This window comes from Nonomuraea sp. NPDC049158 (assembly GCF_040648335.1).
Classification (GTDB): domain Bacteria; phylum Actinomycetota; class Actinomycetes; order Streptosporangiales; family Streptosporangiaceae; genus Nonomuraea.
This window is the reverse complement of record NZ_JBEZDM010000005.1, coordinates 24,096-38,665: the sequence shown is the minus strand read 5'-3', so window position 1 is coordinate 38,665 and position 14,570 is coordinate 24,096. Positions and strand designations below refer to the sequence as shown.

At 68.4% G+C, this 14,570-nt stretch carries 17 protein-coding genes; 3 read left to right on the top strand and 14 right to left on the bottom strand.

Features of this window, described 5'->3' with window-relative positions:
* Positions 1–52: 52 nt before the first annotated feature.
* The 3 genes from glmM to rplM are packed head-to-tail and all read right to left on the bottom strand — an operon-like array spanning position 53 to position 2,392.
* On the bottom strand, positions 53–1,399 hold the full coding sequence (glmM, locus tag AB0B61_RS13035; RefSeq protein WP_358431424.1) for a phosphoglucosamine mutase: 1,347 nt from the start codon (positions 1,397–1,399) through the stop codon (positions 53–55).
* 1 nt (position 1,400) lies between these two features.
* Positions 1,401–1,922: a 30S ribosomal protein S9 gene (rpsI, locus tag AB0B61_RS13030; RefSeq protein ID WP_358431422.1), complete on the bottom strand. Its 522-nt coding sequence runs from the start codon at positions 1,920–1,922 to the stop codon at positions 1,401–1,403.
* 26 nt (positions 1,923–1,948) lie between these two features.
* Positions 1,949–2,392, bottom strand: a complete 444-nt coding sequence (rplM, locus tag AB0B61_RS13025) for a 50S ribosomal protein L13 (protein ID WP_225293910.1) — start codon at positions 2,390–2,392, stop codon at positions 1,949–1,951.
* A gap of 399 nt (positions 2,393–2,791) precedes the next feature.
* On the opposite strand from rplM, the gene AB0B61_RS13020 reads away from it, so the two are divergent.
* The 3 genes from AB0B61_RS13020 to AB0B61_RS13010 all read left to right on the top strand — a co-directional run bounded on the left by AB0B61_RS13020 (position 2,792) and on the right by AB0B61_RS13010 (position 7,144).
* Positions 2,792–3,469, top strand: a complete 678-nt coding sequence (locus tag AB0B61_RS13020; protein ID WP_358431421.1) for a CAP domain-containing protein — start codon at positions 2,792–2,794, stop codon at positions 3,467–3,469.
* Positions 3,470–3,493: 24 nt separating this feature from the next.
* Positions 3,494–4,417, top strand: coding sequence for a hypothetical protein (locus AB0B61_RS13015; RefSeq protein ID WP_358431420.1), 924 nt, complete (start codon positions 3,494–3,496; stop codon positions 4,415–4,417).
* 336 nt (positions 4,418–4,753) lie between these two features.
* Complete coding sequence (locus AB0B61_RS13010; protein ID WP_358431419.1) at positions 4,754–7,144, top strand: hypothetical protein; 2,391 nt, start codon at positions 4,754–4,756, stop codon at positions 7,142–7,144.
* A 134-nt stretch (positions 7,145–7,278) separates the two neighbouring features.
* On the opposite strand, the gene AB0B61_RS13005 is transcribed toward AB0B61_RS13010, so the two are convergent.
* From AB0B61_RS13005 to map, 11 genes are all read right to left on the bottom strand, one after another.
* Positions 7,279–8,280 (bottom strand): tRNA pseudouridine synthase A, encoded by a 1,002-nt coding sequence (locus AB0B61_RS13005; RefSeq protein ID WP_358431418.1) that lies wholly within the window; start codon positions 8,278–8,280, stop codon positions 7,279–7,281.
* A 129-nt stretch (positions 8,281–8,409) separates the two neighbouring features.
* Positions 8,410–8,961 (bottom strand): 50S ribosomal protein L17, encoded by a 552-nt coding sequence (rplQ, locus tag AB0B61_RS13000; RefSeq protein ID WP_358431417.1) that lies wholly within the window; start codon positions 8,959–8,961, stop codon positions 8,410–8,412.
* Between the two features lie 157 nt (positions 8,962–9,118).
* Complete coding sequence (locus AB0B61_RS12995) at positions 9,119–10,135, bottom strand: DNA-directed RNA polymerase subunit alpha (RefSeq protein ID WP_214633194.1); 1,017 nt, start codon at positions 10,133–10,135, stop codon at positions 9,119–9,121.
* A 93-nt stretch (positions 10,136–10,228) separates the two neighbouring features.
* The gene (rpsD, locus tag AB0B61_RS12990) at positions 10,229–10,855 is read right to left on the bottom strand and encodes a 30S ribosomal protein S4 (RefSeq protein WP_219539586.1); all 627 of its coding nucleotides are present in this window, start codon (positions 10,853–10,855) and stop codon (positions 10,229–10,231) included.
* A 20-nt stretch (positions 10,856–10,875) separates the two neighbouring features.
* Entirely contained in the window at positions 10,876–11,280 is a 405-nt protein-coding gene (gene rpsK, locus AB0B61_RS12985) for a 30S ribosomal protein S11 (protein WP_020542285.1), read from the bottom strand.
* A gap of 45 nt (positions 11,281–11,325) precedes the next feature.
* The gene (gene rpsM / locus AB0B61_RS12980; RefSeq protein WP_214633192.1) at positions 11,326–11,706 is read right to left on the bottom strand and encodes a 30S ribosomal protein S13; all 381 of its coding nucleotides are present in this window, start codon (positions 11,704–11,706) and stop codon (positions 11,326–11,328) included.
* 219 nt (positions 11,707–11,925) lie between these two features.
* The gene (gene rpmJ, locus AB0B61_RS12975) at positions 11,926–12,039 is read right to left on the bottom strand and encodes a 50S ribosomal protein L36 (protein WP_003956441.1); all 114 of its coding nucleotides are present in this window, start codon (positions 12,037–12,039) and stop codon (positions 11,926–11,928) included.
* Positions 12,040–12,063: 24 nt separating this feature from the next.
* On the bottom strand, positions 12,064–12,285 hold the full coding sequence (gene infA / locus AB0B61_RS12970) for a translation initiation factor IF-1 (RefSeq protein ID WP_012887858.1): 222 nt from the start codon (positions 12,283–12,285) through the stop codon (positions 12,064–12,066).
* Between the two features lie 362 nt (positions 12,286–12,647).
* On the bottom strand, positions 12,648–13,097 hold the full coding sequence (locus AB0B61_RS12965) for a hypothetical protein (RefSeq protein ID WP_358431415.1): 450 nt from the start codon (positions 13,095–13,097) through the stop codon (positions 12,648–12,650).
* Between the two features lie 138 nt (positions 13,098–13,235).
* Positions 13,236–13,664 (bottom strand): DUF1707 domain-containing protein, encoded by a 429-nt coding sequence (locus AB0B61_RS12960; RefSeq protein ID WP_358431413.1) that lies wholly within the window; start codon positions 13,662–13,664, stop codon positions 13,236–13,238.
* 20 nt (positions 13,665–13,684) lie between these two features.
* Entirely contained in the window at positions 13,685–14,488 is an 804-nt protein-coding gene (map, locus tag AB0B61_RS12955) for a type I methionyl aminopeptidase (protein ID WP_357948177.1), read from the bottom strand.
* Positions 14,489–14,570 lie beyond the last annotated feature (82 nt).

The following is a 14,570-nucleotide window of genomic DNA, read 5'->3' as shown; positions in this document are numbered from 1 at the left end:
GCAGGATACGCGTGAGGGGCACGGCAGTGCCGTGCCCCTCACCGGAAAAGCCTCAGACGCAGGCGGCCCGGACCACGTCGGCCAGCCGGCCGGCGACCTCGGAGGCGTGCTCCTCGGACGAAGCCTCGACCATCACGCGGATCATCGGCTCGGTGCCGCTGGGCCGGATCAGCACCCGGCCCGTCTCACCCAGCTCCTTCTCCGCCAGCGCCACGGCCTCGGTGAGCTCCGGCACCGACGCCTTGCCCCGGTCCACGTCCTTGACGTTGATCAGGATCTGCGGCAGCGGCGTCATCACCGCGGCCAGCTCGCGCAGCGACTTGCCCGACCTGGCCACGACCGAGAGCAGGTGCAGCGAGGTGAGCAGGCCGTCTCCGGTGGTGGCGTGGTCGAGCATGATGACGTGACCCGACTGCTCACCGCCCAGGTTGTAGCCGTCGGACTTCATGCGCTCCAGCACGTAGCGGTCGCCCACCGCGGTCTCCACGACGTGGATGCCCGCATCGCGCATCGCCAGCTTGAAGCCCAGGTTGGACATCACGGTCGCGACCACGGTGTCCTTGGCCAGCGTGCCCTCGGCGTGCATGTCGGCCGCGAGGATCGCCATGATCTGGTCACCGTCGATGATCGCGCCGGTGTGGTCGACCGCCAGGCAGCGGTCGGCGTCGCCGTCGTAGGCGATGCCGAGGTCGGCGCCGCGCGAGACGACGACCTGCTGCAGCTTGGGCAGGTGGGTGGAACCGTAGCCGGCGTTGATGTTGAGGCCGTCGGGCCGCGCGCCGATGGCCTCCACCCTGGCTCCGGATCGCACCAACGCCTCGGGGGCGACCATGTGTGCGGCGCCGTGAGCGCAGTCGACGACGATGTCGAGGCCGTCGAGCCGGCCACTGACCGTGGTCAGCACATGGGAGATGTAACGGTCGGCCTCACCGTAGGCGTCACGCACCCGGCCCACGGCGGAGCCGACGGGAAAGGTCCAGTCCTCGCCGAGCCGCCGCTCGATCTCGTCCTCGACCGCGTCGGACAGCTTGAAGCCGCCCCGGGCCAGGAACTTGATGCCGTTGTCCGGCGCCGCGTTGTGCGAGGCCGACAGCATGACGCCGATGTCGGCGCCGAGCGCCGCGGTGAGGTAGGCGACGGCCGGGGTGGGCAGCACGCCGAGGCGCAGCACATCCACTCCGGACGACGCAAGGCCGGCGACCACTGCGGCCTCGAGGAACTCCCCCGAGGCACGCGGGTCCCGGCCTACGACGGCCACAGGACGACGTCCTGTGGCCGTGAACGCGCCCGCATCGCCGAGGACGTGAGCCGCCGCGACCGAGAGGTCCATGGCGAGCTCCGCCGTGAGGTCGCGACCAGCGACCCCACGAACCCCGTCGGTGCCGAAAAGACGCGCCAATTTAGCGCTTGCTGTACTGCGGAGCCTTACGGGCCTTCTTGAGGCCGTACTTCTTCCGCTCCGTGGCGCGGGCGTCACGGGTGAGGAAGCCGGCCTTCTTCAGAGGCGCTCGGTTGGTCTCGACATCAAGGATCGACAGCGCACGGGACAGGCCCATGCGCAGCGCGCCGGCCTGGCCGGTCACGCCGCCACCGTCGATGCGCGCGATGACGTCGAACGCCTCTTCGGCGCCGAGCACCACGAAGGGCTCGTTGACGATCTGCTGGTGGACCTTGTTGGGGAAGTAGACGTCCAGCGAACGACCGTTGATCGTCCACTTGCCGGTGCCGGGGACGATGCGCACGCGGGCGATCGCCTCCTTACGGCGGCCGGTGCCGTACGAGTTGCCCGTGGTGACGGGCTTGCGCACGGGAGCGTCAGCGCTGGCGGTGGACTCGGTGGTGTACTCGGAAGGGAACTCCTCGCCGGAGAATTCTTCCACCTCGGCCTCGACGGCCGTCTCGACACCGGTGGGCTCAGCCACGGTTCTCCTCTAAATCTTTCGGACTACTACTGGGCGATCTGGGTGATCTCGAACGGCACCGGCTGCTGGGCCTGGTGCGGGTGCTCGGACCCCGCGTAGACCTTGAGCTTCTTGGCCATCTTCCGGCCGAGGGAGTTCTTCGGCAGCATGCCCTTGACGGCCTTTTCGACGGCCTTGTCCGGCCGCTTGTCCATGAGCTCGCCATAACTGACGGAACGCAGACCGCCCGGGTAACCCGAGTGGCGGTAGGCCTTCTTCTGCTCACGCTTGTTGCCGGTGAGCGCGATCTTGTCCGCGTTGATGATGACGACGAAGTCGCCGGTGTCGACGTGGTTGGCGAAGATCGGCTTGTGCTTGCCGCGGAGCAGGATCGCGACGTGGCTGGCCAGCCGGCCCAGCACGACATCGGTCGCGTCGATGACGTACCACTGACGCTGAACGTCGGCGGGCTTCGGTGAGTACGTGCGCACGGTCGTAGCCTTCTTTATGCTCGCGTCTTCGGCGCTGTCGGGAAGCGACAGCTCTAGGGTCGGTCGGTGCGGGCACACGGCAGCCCGGACCTTCCGTCTCCCTGGCCCGATGGGCTGATGATGGGAGATGACGCCGGACGCGCCGCGCATCGGTCGCGCTGGACCTATGCACACAACGATTGATTAGGCTACCCGCATTTAAGGGTGCTGGTCAAAAGACCGGTAACCTGCGATCAGTCTACCCGACACAGAACGGTTCGATTTCGGTTCCCTGGGATCCCTTCTTTCCCAGGACCAGACATCTCTATCGTTGGGTGTGGCATGTGGCACACCTCTCTCACCCGGCACACCCAGCGGAGCGCACGGCGCCGGAACCATCTGGGGGTGCTCGCCTGTCTTATGGCGGTTCTGTTCACGGGTGTGCTGATCGGGCGGTTGACGGACAACGTCGAAGAAACCGGCCACATCTACCTCAATGAGACGGCCCCGCCCGCCGCCGCGGCCAAGGCCAAGCCCACGGTCACGCCGACTGCCAAGAAGCAGCCGTACGCCGGGCGCATCCCCAGAGAGAGCACCGCCGGGGTCCCGCGCGGCAGCGTCAGGGCCAAGCCCACCAAGAGCCCGGACGGCAACATGGTGCCCGGCTACACCGCCGAGGACCCCACGCGGGTGCTCGGCGAGCAGACCGCCGAGATGTCGCCGGCGATGGCGGCCAGGGTCGTCAGCCTCACCAACGCCGCCAGGGTCAAGCGCGGCTGCGGCCGCCTCCGTACCGACGCGAGACTGACCCGCTCGGCCCGCGTGCACTCCCTTGAGATGGCGCGCAGCGGCCGCTTCACCCACGACTCCCCCGACGGCTCGTCGCCGTGGGACCGGATGGAGCGCGCCGGATACCGCGCGGGCGCCGCCGAGAACATCGGCCGCGGCTACACCTCCCCCGACGAGGCGGTCCGCGGCTGGCTCGACAGCAACGACCACCGCCAGAACATCCTCAACTGCCGCATCGAGTCCATCGGCGTCGGCGTGGTGGCAGGTCCCGGCGGTCCGTGGTGGACGCAGGACTTCGGTTACTCATGACCACCTTCACGGTAATGTCGCCGCATGGGTTTTCCCGACGAACGTGACACCAGCACGGAGAGCACCCCCCGCCGTTCTCGCAGGGCCCGCGACACGGCCGAACCCGGCGGCTCCCGCAACCCCTTCGAACCGGTCGGGGCTGCCGCCGGTCGCAAGGCCAAGGAGCCGGCGGCGGCCCAGCCGCCCACCGAGCCGGTGCGCCGCAGCACGACGTGGAGCCCCTACGACGAGGGCAAACGCTCGCGTGGGCCGCTCTGGTTCACGCTCGGCGGTGTCGCGGTGCTCGGCCTGTTCGTCGCGGGTCTCGTGGTGATGTTCAAGTCAGGCGGCTCCGGGGAGGCCGCCGAGACGCTGGCGGCCCGCCGCACCTCCGCGCCGCTGCCGTCGTCGCCGCCCGGCAAGTACAGCTACGCGGGCGAGCGCAAGACCGACCCCGAGCCGCTCACGGTCAAGGAGCTGTTCGCGACCAAGAAGATCTCCGTCGCCGGCCGCTCGTACACGATGACGGTCACCAGCAAGGTCAAGAAGTGCTCCGACGCAGCCGTCGGCGACAAGCTCCAGAAGGCCCTCAAGGCCGGCAAGTGTACGCAGATCATCCGCGCGAGCTTCCGCGACAAGGCCGGCAAGCTGATGGGCACGGTCGGCGTGGCCAACCTCAAGTCCAGCAAGACCGCGACCAAGGTGCAGTCGGTCGGCAGCAAGGCCAACTACGTCAAGCCGCTGACCGGCAAGGACTCACTCACCAAGAGCCTCGGCACCGGCAGCGGCGGCACCCAGATGTGGATGTACGGCCACTACGCCGTCATGATCTGGTTCCAGAACAAGGACGGCAACAAGCCCGACAAGAAGGGGCAGAAGTCGCTCTTCCAGGCGGTCGACGACATCACCAAGGCCACCGTCTTCAAGGCCCTTGACTCCCGGACTCTGACCGGCCACCCGGGCAGCTGAAAGCCTCAAACCTTTTCATACGTACCCAAACGGCATCGATGATCCAGTCGGGAACGCCCATACCGGCATAACGATCTCGCGACTCTCGCTAGGCTCCCCCTTATGCGTGGCCAGGAACCTGGGTCTGACAACGATCGTAGGGAATCTGACGGCTCGGCCGCACCGGCGACGCCACCGCCGAGCTTCGGCCAGCCCCTTCAATATCCCGAGTCACGGGCGTCTCACGAGGCGCCCGGATCTACTCCAGCATCGCCGCCGGAGCCCGGCGCGGGCGCTGACTCCGGCTCTGACAGCGCCGGTTATGGGAGTGCCGATTATGACGACGCCGGTCATGACATGCTGCCCGCTTTCCCGGGCACGCCACCGGACGCCGAGCAGACGATGACCGGGGCATCGGGCTCCGACTCGCCGGCCGAGTGGCAGCCGTTCGAACCACAGCCATCGGACCCGGCCTCGGCCGAGGACCAGTCCGACCTTCCCGGCCTGCCGGCCTTTCCCGGCGCGCAGCCATGGGAGGTGGCGGGCGACGACGCCGCGCCGTACGACTGGTTCGCCGACCCCCAGGGCCCACCCCGCCCCATGCGCGGCCGCCTGCCCCGCAACCTCGGCGCCCAGCCCGGCACCCCGTCCCCGTCTCCGCGACCTCCTGCCGCGGGCCCTCCGTCTGCCGGGTCCGCGGCCGCACAAGCGCCCACCGCTCCGGGACCGGGCGCCCAACCTCCGTCGCAGACCCCGGGACCGGGCGCCCAGCTTCCATCGCACAGCCCGGCACCAGGCGCTCCGCCTCCTTCACACTCCGCCGGGCTAGGCGCTCAACCTCCGTCACACACCGGTGGGCCAGGCGCTCAGCCTCCATGGCAGGCCGCCGGGTCCGAATCGGGCAGTCAGACCTCCGGCCCCCAGCCCTCGTGGCAGCGCGCCGAGTCGGAGCAGGACGCCCCGGCTCCCGGCCAGCCCGGCGCCGGATGGTCCCCTGCGGCCGGCGCCTGGCCCGCACCCATCCCGGAAGAGCCCGCGACCTGGGCCCCGGAGGAGCCCGCCACCTGGGCGGTCGACCCCGTGGTGCCCGGCGCGCCGTCGTGGGAGCCGCCACCGGCCTTCACCGCCGCGGCCGCGGGCATGCAGGTATGGCCCGCCCCCGTCGCCGACCCGCCCGCCATGCCGCCCTGGCCCGCCGCCACGGGCGAGCTCGCCGTGGAGCCTGACGCCGACGACGTGTCAGGCCCGGCATCGCCCTGGAACGTCCCATCGGACAGCCCGCCACCGGACGACGCCGACACCCGTCCGGGGGGCATCATCCCGCCCGGGCTCCCCACGTCCGGCGACAGCGACCCCGCGCCCAAGAGCTCCGTGTACGGCGGGCCGACGACCAAGGGCCCCGCGTTCGGACAGCCCGCGGCCGACTACGAAGAGGCCGACCCCTCAAAGGACGGGGAGGACTACCAGACCGACCCGAACCTGACCGCCCCCTTCGACGCGAGGGGCGCGTCCGCCCGCCCCTTCGCCGCCAACGAGACGGCCCCACCGGCCTTCGACCCCAACACCACCGCGCCCGAGTCCGGCGCGAACACCTTTGCGCCCGAGTCCGGCGCGAACACCTTTGCGCCCGAGTCCGGCGCGAACACCTTTGCGCCCGAGTCCGGCGCGACGGCCCCCTACGCCCGCCCGCACGCCTTCGACGCCAGCACCCCGCCCACCGCCTTCGACCCAGGCACCACGCCGCCCGCCTTCGACCCGAACGCCGCCGGGCACCCGGTCGAGCCGAGCGATGTCCCGGTCTGGCCGCCGATCCCCCCTGGCGGACCCGAGCAGAAGGGCAACGTCCCCGACCTCCCGTTCGAGGTATGGGGCCAGAAACCCACCGCCGCCCTGCCCGTCCCGGCCTCGCAGGACCGCTCCACACCACCCCAGGGACTCCCCGCCCCCTACGGGCAGGGACCGTTCAAGCAGTCGCCGTTCCAGGCGACACCGCCCGCCACCGGCCAGCCCGGCAAGCCGGCGGGCCGGAAAGCACTCTTCATCACCCTGGGTGTCCTCGCGCTGGCAGGCGTCGCCACGGGCGGCTTCTTCGCCTACAAATCGGTGAGCGCCCCGTCATCGCCCGCCGCCACGACGGCCGCCAAGCAGCCGCCGACGACGGCACCCCCGGCCATCGTCAGCCCCGACGCCTCGACGACCCCGGTCGTCCCCGCCACCTCGATCCTCAACTCCGAGCAGACCGACCCGCGCAAGATGTCGCTCTCCGAGGCGTTCCCGAAGAAGAAGATCGAGGCGGAGGGAGCCGTGTTCGCCAAGGTCAAGACGGACATGACGGGGAGCTGCGAGAAGGCCGCCTCCGGTCCTTTCGCCGACGCGCTGCGCGAGCAGAAGTGCAGCCGGATCGTACGGGCGACGTACGTCGACACCAAGCGCCGCTACGCCGTGACGACCGGCATCGCGGTGCTGCCGACCAAAGAGGCCGCCATGAGCGCCGACAAGGCCAAGAACCTCGGCCGCAACGTCTGGTTCCGCGGCCTCCCCTCAGCGGCGGGCACCGGCGGCGAACGCGTGGAGATCGCGGGCGGCTACGCCGCGGGGCTGGTCTGGGGCCGCTACATCGTCTTCAGCTACGCCACCTACGCCGACGGCCACACGCCCGGCACCAAGGAGAAGACACTCGGCAAGGTCAGCGGCGCCTTCCGCGACCAGACCTCACAGGCCTTGGAACGCCGCCTCACCAACGACTGACGACCCGCTCGGCACGGGACTAGGACTCGCTGACAAAAGGCGGATCGACGTCCCGGGCCACAATTCGCCGACAGCAGGCGGATCGACTCGTCAACCGCAGGCGGATCACCAGCCGACGTACGGACAGGCCAGAGCTACGGCGCGTCGACCGCGGGCGGATCATCGCCCAGCGTGCGGACGCGCCGGGTCGCGAGGGCGCGCGCGGCGAGCTCCGTGGCCGGCGGGTAGGTCACCTCTTCCAAGCACAGGCCGTGCGCGGGCGCCACGTGCACCCCGGAGTCCCGTACGGCCCGCCCCAGCACCTGCCCAGGCCACTCGACGGGCCGGCGCCCATCGGCGGCCGACAGGAGGGAGCCCACCAGCGACCGCACCATCGAGTGGCAGAACGCGTCGGCGACCACAGTGGCGACCAGCACCCCGTCGCCCTCCCGCACCCAGTCGAGCCGTTGCAGCCGCCGGATCGTGGTGGCTCCCTCACGCTTCTTGCAGAAGGCGGCGAAGTCGTGCTCGCCGAGCAGGTGCGCGGCCGCCTCGTTCAGCGCGTCCAGGTCCAGCGGCCGGTTGTGCCAGACCACCTCCCGGCGCCGCAACGGATCCACCCCACCGGCCGCGTCACTGACCCGGTACGCGTACCGGCGTGACAGTGCGGAGAACCGTGCGTCAAAGCCCTCAGAAGCCACGCAGACCCGATGAACACGTACATCTGAGTCCAGTACCCCGGCCAGCCGCCGCAGGAGTGTAGCGAGCCGCTCATCCACGTCCAGCGGCAACACCGCGCCGACCCCCACGGAGCCGACTGCCGCAAAGCCGACACCCGGAGGGACAGCCGCAGAGTCGGCAGCCGGAAAAGCCGCCGCAGAGGCCGCTACAGGCTCGGGCCCGGCGGATCGCCGGTGGTTGCGGTCAAGGGCGGAGAACGCCTCCACGGGAAGATCCACGTGCGCCACCTGCCCACGCGCGTGCACCCCGGCATCCGTACGCCCGGCGACGGTCAGCGCCGGTGGCTCGGCCAGCCGCAGGATCCTGCCGAGCGCCCGCTCGATCTCCCCCTGGACCGTACGCAGCCCCGGCTGCCTGGCCCACCCGGAGAAGTCGGTCCCGTCGTAGCCGAGATCAAGCCGGAGCCGTACCACCATCACTCTCCCCAGAGCGCCCAAAAACGCGAACAGGCCCGAACCCCCGCGAGAGGGGCCCGAGCCCGATTCAACTGGGCCCGGAATCCCCGCACAGCGGGGGCCTGGGCCCGATGCAGCCGACCTGACGGATCAGGCCTCGTCCTTCTTCGCCTCGCCGGCCTCAGCTTCGGCCGAGCCCGAGTCAGCGGCCTCAGCCGTGGTGGCCTCATCCGACTCGGCGGTCTCCGAAGCAGCCGGCGCCTCGGTCTCAGCCTCGGTCTCAGCGGCGGGAGCCGGAGCGGCGGCGGCGGGAGCCTCCGTGCGCGACACGCGAACCGGGTTGAGCGGCTCGGTCACCAGCTCGATCACCGCCATGGGGGCGTTGTCACCCTTACGGGCGCCCACCTTGGTGATCCGGGTGTAACCGCCGGGACGCTCGGCGAACGTCACCGCGAGGTCCGTGAACAGGTGGTGGACGACGCCCTTGTCCTTGACGACCGTGAGCACCTGGCGACGGTTGTGGATGTCGCCCTTCTTCGCCTTGGTGATCAGGCGCTCCGCCAGCGGACGGACGCGCTTGGCCTTGGTAACCGTGGTGCGGATCTTGCCGTGGCGGAACAGGTCCGTGGCGAGGTTCGCCAGGATCAGCCGCTCGTGCGCCGGGCTACCGCCAAGACGTGCACCCTTGGTGGGCTTGGGCATTGCGTTCTCCTTGTGAGTTAACCCGCCCCGGCCGTACCAGGTACCGGAGTCGGGCCGGTCGCAGTCGCTCTAGGGGCGATGCGAGCCGTTACCGTCGCCCGCGCCGAGCGGGAACCGCTCGGCGCGGGGAGTCGCGAGGCAGAGCCCTCGCGATGGCTTAGTACTGCTCGGTCTCGACGTACGCGCTGTCGTCGTCGTCGTAACCGGCGCCGGCCACCGCGCTCGGGTCGAACCCGGGCGGGGAGTCCTTGAGCGCCAGCGTCATCTCGTGCAGCTTCTGCTTGACCTCTTCGATCGACTTGGCGCCGAAATTCCTTATGTCGAGCAGGTCCTGCTCGCTGCGGGCGACGAGCTCACCCACGGTGTGGATGCCCTCGCGCTTGAGGCAGTTGTAGGAGCGAACGGTGAGGTTCAGCTCCTCGATCGGCAGCGCCAGGTCGGCGGCCAGGGCGGCGTCGGTCGGCGACGGGCCGATGTCGATGCCCTCGGCCTCGACGTTGAGCTCACGGGCCAGGCCGAAGAGCTCGACGAGGGTCTTACCGGCGGAGGCCACCGCGTCGCGGGGCTTCATGGCCGGCTTGGTCTCGACGTCGAGGATCAGACGGTCGAAGTCGGTACGCTGCTCGACTCGGGTCGCCTCGACCTTGTAGGTGACCTTGAGCACCGGGGAGTAGATCGAGTCGATCGGAATACGGCCGATCTCCTGACCCGGCTGCTTGTTCTGCGCGGCGGAGACGTAGCCGCGACCGCGCTCGACGGTCAGCTCCATCTCCAGCTTCGCCTTGCCGTTGAGCGTGGCGATGCGCAGCTCGGGGTTGTGCACCTCGACACCGGCGGGCGGCGCGATGTCGGCGGCGGTGACCTCACCCGGGCCCTGCTTGCGCAGGTACATCACGACCGGCTCGTCGTGCTCGGAGGAGACGACGAGCTCCTTGAGGTTGAGGATGATGTCGGTGACATCTTCCTTGACCCCGGGAACCGTCGAGAACTCGTGCAGCACGCCCTCGATCCGGATGCTCGTCACGGCCGCGCCCGGAATGGACGACAGCAGCGTGCGGCGGACCGAGTTGCCGATGGTGTAGCCGAAACCCGGCTCCAGCGGCTCGATGACGAATCGGGATCGGGTGTCGTCGATCGACTCTTCGAGAAGAGTCGGGCGCTGAGCGATCAGCATGCGGGGTCTCCCCTTTTCGTGTGGCGCCCGCTATATGACGCCACTCCGATACAAGCCTAGTTGAGGTGCGGCGAACCGCACCCCAACCACTACTTACTTCGAGTAGTACTCGACGATCAGCTGTTCCTGAACCTGGGTGTCGATCTGCTGGCGGACCGGCAGCTGGTGGATCAGGACGCGGATCTTGTCCGGCACGACGCCGAGCCACGCGGGGACCGAGCGGTCACCGGCGGTGGCGCGAGCCACCTCGTAGGGCAGCAGGTTGCGCTTGGTCTCACGCACCTCGATGATGTCGTGCTCACGCACGCGGTACGAGGGGATGTCGACCTTCTTGCCGTTGACCAGGAAGTGTCCGTGACGGACCTGCTGGCGAGCGGCGTCGCGCGACTGGGCGAACCCGGCGCGGTAGACCACGTTGTCGAGACGGCTCTCCAGAATCTGGAGCAGCGCCTCACCGGTCTTGCCGCTCTTGCGGGAGGCTTCCTCGTAGTAGTTGTGGAACTGCTTCTCGAGGACGCCGTAGATGCGGCGGGTCTTCTGCTTCTCACGAAGCTGAAGCTGGTACTCGGACTCCTTGGGACGTCCGCGGCCGTGCTCACCCGGCGGGTAAGGACGGATCTCGATGGGGCACTTCGCGGACTCGCACTTGCTGCCCTTGAGGAAGAGCTTGGTCTTCTCCCGGCGGCAGAGCTTGCAGTCCGCACCCGTGTAACGAGCCATTTCTCAGATTCTCCTGGGTGTCAGACGCGGCGGCGCTTCGGCGGACGGCAGCCGTTGTGCGGAACCGGGGTGACGTCCTGGATCGAGCCCACTTCGAGGCCGGTGGCCTGAAGGGAACGGATCGCGGTCTCACGGCCGGAGCCGGGACCCTTGACGAAGACGTCAACCTTGCGCATGCCGTGCTCCATGGCGCGGCGGGCGGCGTTCTCGGCGGCCATCTGAGCGGCGAACGGGGTGGACTTACGGGAGCCCTTGAAACCCACGTGGCCGGCGCTGGCCCAGGAGATCACGTTCCCGTTGGGGTCGGTGATCGAAACGATCGTGTTGTTGAACGTGCTCTTGATGTGGGCGTGCCCATGAGCGACGTTCTTCTTTTCCTTGCGGCGCACCTTCTTGGGCGCACCCTGACGGCTCTTAGGAGGCATCCTTTGCCTTCACTCCTGAGGTGTTCGGTCCCGCGGCTGCGTGGACTACTTCTTACCGGGCTTCTTCTTGCCGGCCACGGTCTTCTTCTTGCCCTTGCGGGTGCGCGCGTTGGTCTGCGTGCGCTGACCGTGGACAGGCAGGCCCTTGCGGTGCCGAATGCCCTGGTAGCACCCAATCTCGATCTTGCGACGAATGTCGGCCTGAACCTCGCGGCGCAGGTCACCCTCGATCTTGAAGTTCGCCTCGATGTAGTCACGCATCGGGACGAGCTCAGCGTCGGTGAGCTGGTGCACGCGGGTGTCGCCGCTGACACCGGTGGCCTCGAGGACCTCCAGCGCACGGGTGCGGCCGATTCCGTAAATGTAGGTGAGAGCGATCTCCAGCCGCTTTTCGCGGGGGAGGTCGACGCCAACCAGGCGAGCCATGGTCGGGCATTCTCCTTCGTTGTGGCGGAGGTCTTGCGCCTCACGACCCCTCCCCATGCCCGGGGTGAGGGCCCCGGCCTCCGACCGGGGGTCTCCTGGGTGGTACGGCCCGGAAATCAGGCCGCCTGCTCAGGTGTGACGCGCGATTACTGTCTCAGGCTTCTCATGCGTCGAGCCCGCTCCCTAATCTGGGGCGGACTCGGAGAAGCCTTACGGCGACTAACCCTGACGCTGCTTGTGGCGCAGGTTGTCGCAGATCACCATGACGCGACCGTGCCGGCGGATCACCTTGCACTTGTCGCAGATCTTCTTGACGCTCGGCTTTACCTTCATTGTCCTTCGTGTTCCTCAGACGTCTTACTTGTATCGGTAGACGATCCGCCCACGACTCAGGTCGTAGGGGCTCAGTTCCACGACTACCCGGTCGTCGGGCAGGATCCGGATGTAGTGCATCCGCATCCGTCCGCTGATGTGGGCCAGGACCTTATGGCCGTTGTCAAGCTGCACCCGGAACATAGCGTTCGGGAGCGACTCGACCACAGTGCCCTCGATCTCGATGGCGCCGTCTTTTTTGGCCAAAATTCCTCGCGTTTCACTGATCGATCGTCTGAGGCTCCGGTTCACTAAGCAGCCGCGACCTCACGCTTCGAAGAGAGCGGCGACCGGCAACGGGCGCCGACGCGTGATAGTCATAGTGAGCCGAGTAAGGAGTGTACGACACCTGAGACAAAAACGCGAAACGCGTGTCAGGTGTCCTGACACAACCACGAGTCAGCTTACCCCACCCGCGAACCCGTATGGGCCGAGCGGCACAGCGATTCGGGCGGCACAGCGCTTCGGGGTGGCACAGCGAAAGGCCCGCCGGCGAACCGGCGGGCCCCTGCGAGTCAGCACACCCCCTGGGATGACTCCCCCCTGATGTGCTTATGAGCCTGATGTGCTTAGAAGACGTCGTGCCAGCTGCCGCAGCCGCTGTTGCGCGAGCCGCCCTCGCACACCTGGATCTTGAAGTCCCTCTTGAAGCGGATGCTGTCGAAGTGACGGCGGTCGTCGGACCGGTACCAGTTGCGGTGGAAGTTGCCGTGGCTGTCGTAGTACTTGAACCACACGTAGCTGTAGTCACCGTCGTTGTGGTGACGGTCGTACAGGTCGCCGTAGAAGTAGTAGCTGCCTCCGCGCTTCTGCCAGTAGCCCTTGAAGTACGACTCGTGGCCGCCGTTCTCGGAGCCGTTGGAGAAGTACGGGCCGAAGAAGTGCCTCGGGCTGGCCTGGGCGCTCTGTGCCTGGGTGGCGGTCGCGGTGTCGGCCTGGGCGGCGGGAGCGATGGCCAGCGCCCCGGCGACCATCGAGCCGGCGAGAGCGGTGCCCGCGAGAAGGTGACGAATACCCACTGTGTCCTCCTGTAAGACGGTTCCCCGTACCAGACCGGGACTGCTCGGGTGAGCCCCTCTGTTGTCCGGCACCGCTTACGTTAGGAAGAACATCTCCCGCCTTCTGCGGACGAATGCACACAGTGCAGTACTACACACTCACTGACGCTTCGGACCGGTTCCGAAGATGGTGCTGATCAGCAGAATCGCACCCCAGGGACCCATCACCCACAGCGGCCAGGGATAGATCATGTGCCCGGAGGTGACGCTCACGATCAGCCAGATCACCCAGTTGATCGAGCTCGCCGCGGCCCAGGCGCTCCAGGCCGCGCGCATCCCCGAGTGCATGCCGCTCTTGGGCGCCGGGGTGGACTCGGTCAGCTTGGCCGGCCGGTTGCGCAGGTCCACGTCCGGCAGGTCCGCGGTCAACCGGGCCAGCTCACCGTAGGTCTTGCTCTGGTAGAGCTGTTCGAGCCGCTCGTTGAACTCGTCCATCGTGATGCGGCCCTGCGCGGTGTGCTCCCGGAGCACGGCGGCCACCCGATCGCGATCGACGTCCGAGGCACGCATCTCGGGGCTCTGCGCCATACCCACCACTCCCGGCTCGTCTACGGCTGCGCCAAGCGCTCTTCGCCCCCATCGAGGGCGGTTAGCACCCAAGGACCATTATGTGTCACCGCGACGCTGTGTTCGAAGTGTGCGGACTGCTTGCCGTCGATCGTCACGACGGTCCAATCGTCGGCCAGTACGCGCGTGCGCTCCGTGCCCAGGTTGACCATGGGCTCGATGGCCAGGCACATCCCGGCCTCCAGCACGGGCCCCCTGCCGGGACGGCCGTGGTTGGCGATCCAGGGGTCCATGTGCATCTCGGTGCCGATGCCGTGGCCGCCGTACTCGGGAGGGATGCCGAAGCGGCCCTGCGACTTGATGTAGCGCTCCACCTCGTACCCGATGTCCGACAGGTGGCGGCCGACGGTCAGCGCGGCGATGCCGCGCCACATCGACTCCTCGGTGATCCGCATGAGCTCGGTGAGCTTCGGGTCCACCTCCCCCACCGGCACCGTGACCGCCGAGTCGCCGTGCCAGCCGTCGAGGATGGCACCGCAGTCGATGGAAATGACGTCGCCTTCGCGCAGCGCGCGGGCGCTCGTCGGGATGCCGTGGACCACTTCCTCGTTGACCGAGGCGCAGATCGTGGCGGGAAACCCCTGGTAGCCCTTGAACGACGGGATGGCGCCCTCATCCCTGATCGCCTTCTCGGCGATGGCGTCGAGGTCCAGGGGTGTCATCCCCGGCTCGACGGAGCGCTTCAACAGATCGAGCGTTCGCCCGACCACCAGACCGGCCGCCCGCATCTTGTCGAGCTGCTCGGGCGTCTTGATCTGGATTCCATGCCGGTTCTTCTTGAACACGTGTGGCACCCCCCGGGGTCTCAACGGGCAGATGTGGGAGCCCAATTCCCTCACAATAGCCGCGAGGTGGCACGGAAATCCG

Coding starts and splice junctions, on each gene's coding strand:
- AB0B61_RS13020 (WP_358431421.1), top strand. CDS start 2,792: ATGGCGGTTCTGTTCACGGGTGTGCTGATCGGGCGGTTGACGGACAAC.
- AB0B61_RS13015 (WP_358431420.1), top strand. CDS start 3,494: ATGGGTTTTCCCGACGAACGTGACACCAGCACGGAGAGCACCCCCCGC.
- AB0B61_RS13010 (WP_358431419.1), top strand. CDS start 4,754: ATGCTGCCCGCTTTCCCGGGCACGCCACCGGACGCCGAGCAGACGATG.
- AB0B61_RS13005 (WP_358431418.1), bottom strand. CDS start 8,280: ATGGTGGTACGGCTCCGGCTTGATCTCGGCTACGACGGGACCGACTTC.
- rplQ (WP_358431417.1), bottom strand. CDS start 8,961: ATGCCCAAGCCCACCAAGGGTGCACGTCTTGGCGGTAGCCCGGCGCAC.
- AB0B61_RS12995 (WP_214633194.1), bottom strand. CDS start 10,135: ATGCTGATCGCTCAGCGCCCGACTCTTCTCGAAGAGTCGATCGACGAC.
- rpsD (WP_219539586.1), bottom strand. CDS start 10,855: ATGGCTCGTTACACGGGTGCGGACTGCAAGCTCTGCCGCCGGGAGAAG.
- rpsK (WP_020542285.1), bottom strand. CDS start 11,280: ATGCCTCCTAAGAGCCGTCAGGGTGCGCCCAAGAAGGTGCGCCGCAAG.
- rpsM (WP_214633192.1), bottom strand. CDS start 11,706: ATGGCTCGCCTGGTTGGCGTCGACCTCCCCCGCGAAAAGCGGCTGGAG.
- rpmJ (WP_003956441.1), bottom strand. CDS start 12,039: ATGAAGGTAAAGCCGAGCGTCAAGAAGATCTGCGACAAGTGCAAGGTG.
- AB0B61_RS12960 (WP_358431413.1), bottom strand. CDS start 13,664: ATGGCGCAGAGCCCCGAGATGCGTGCCTCGGACGTCGATCGCGATCGG.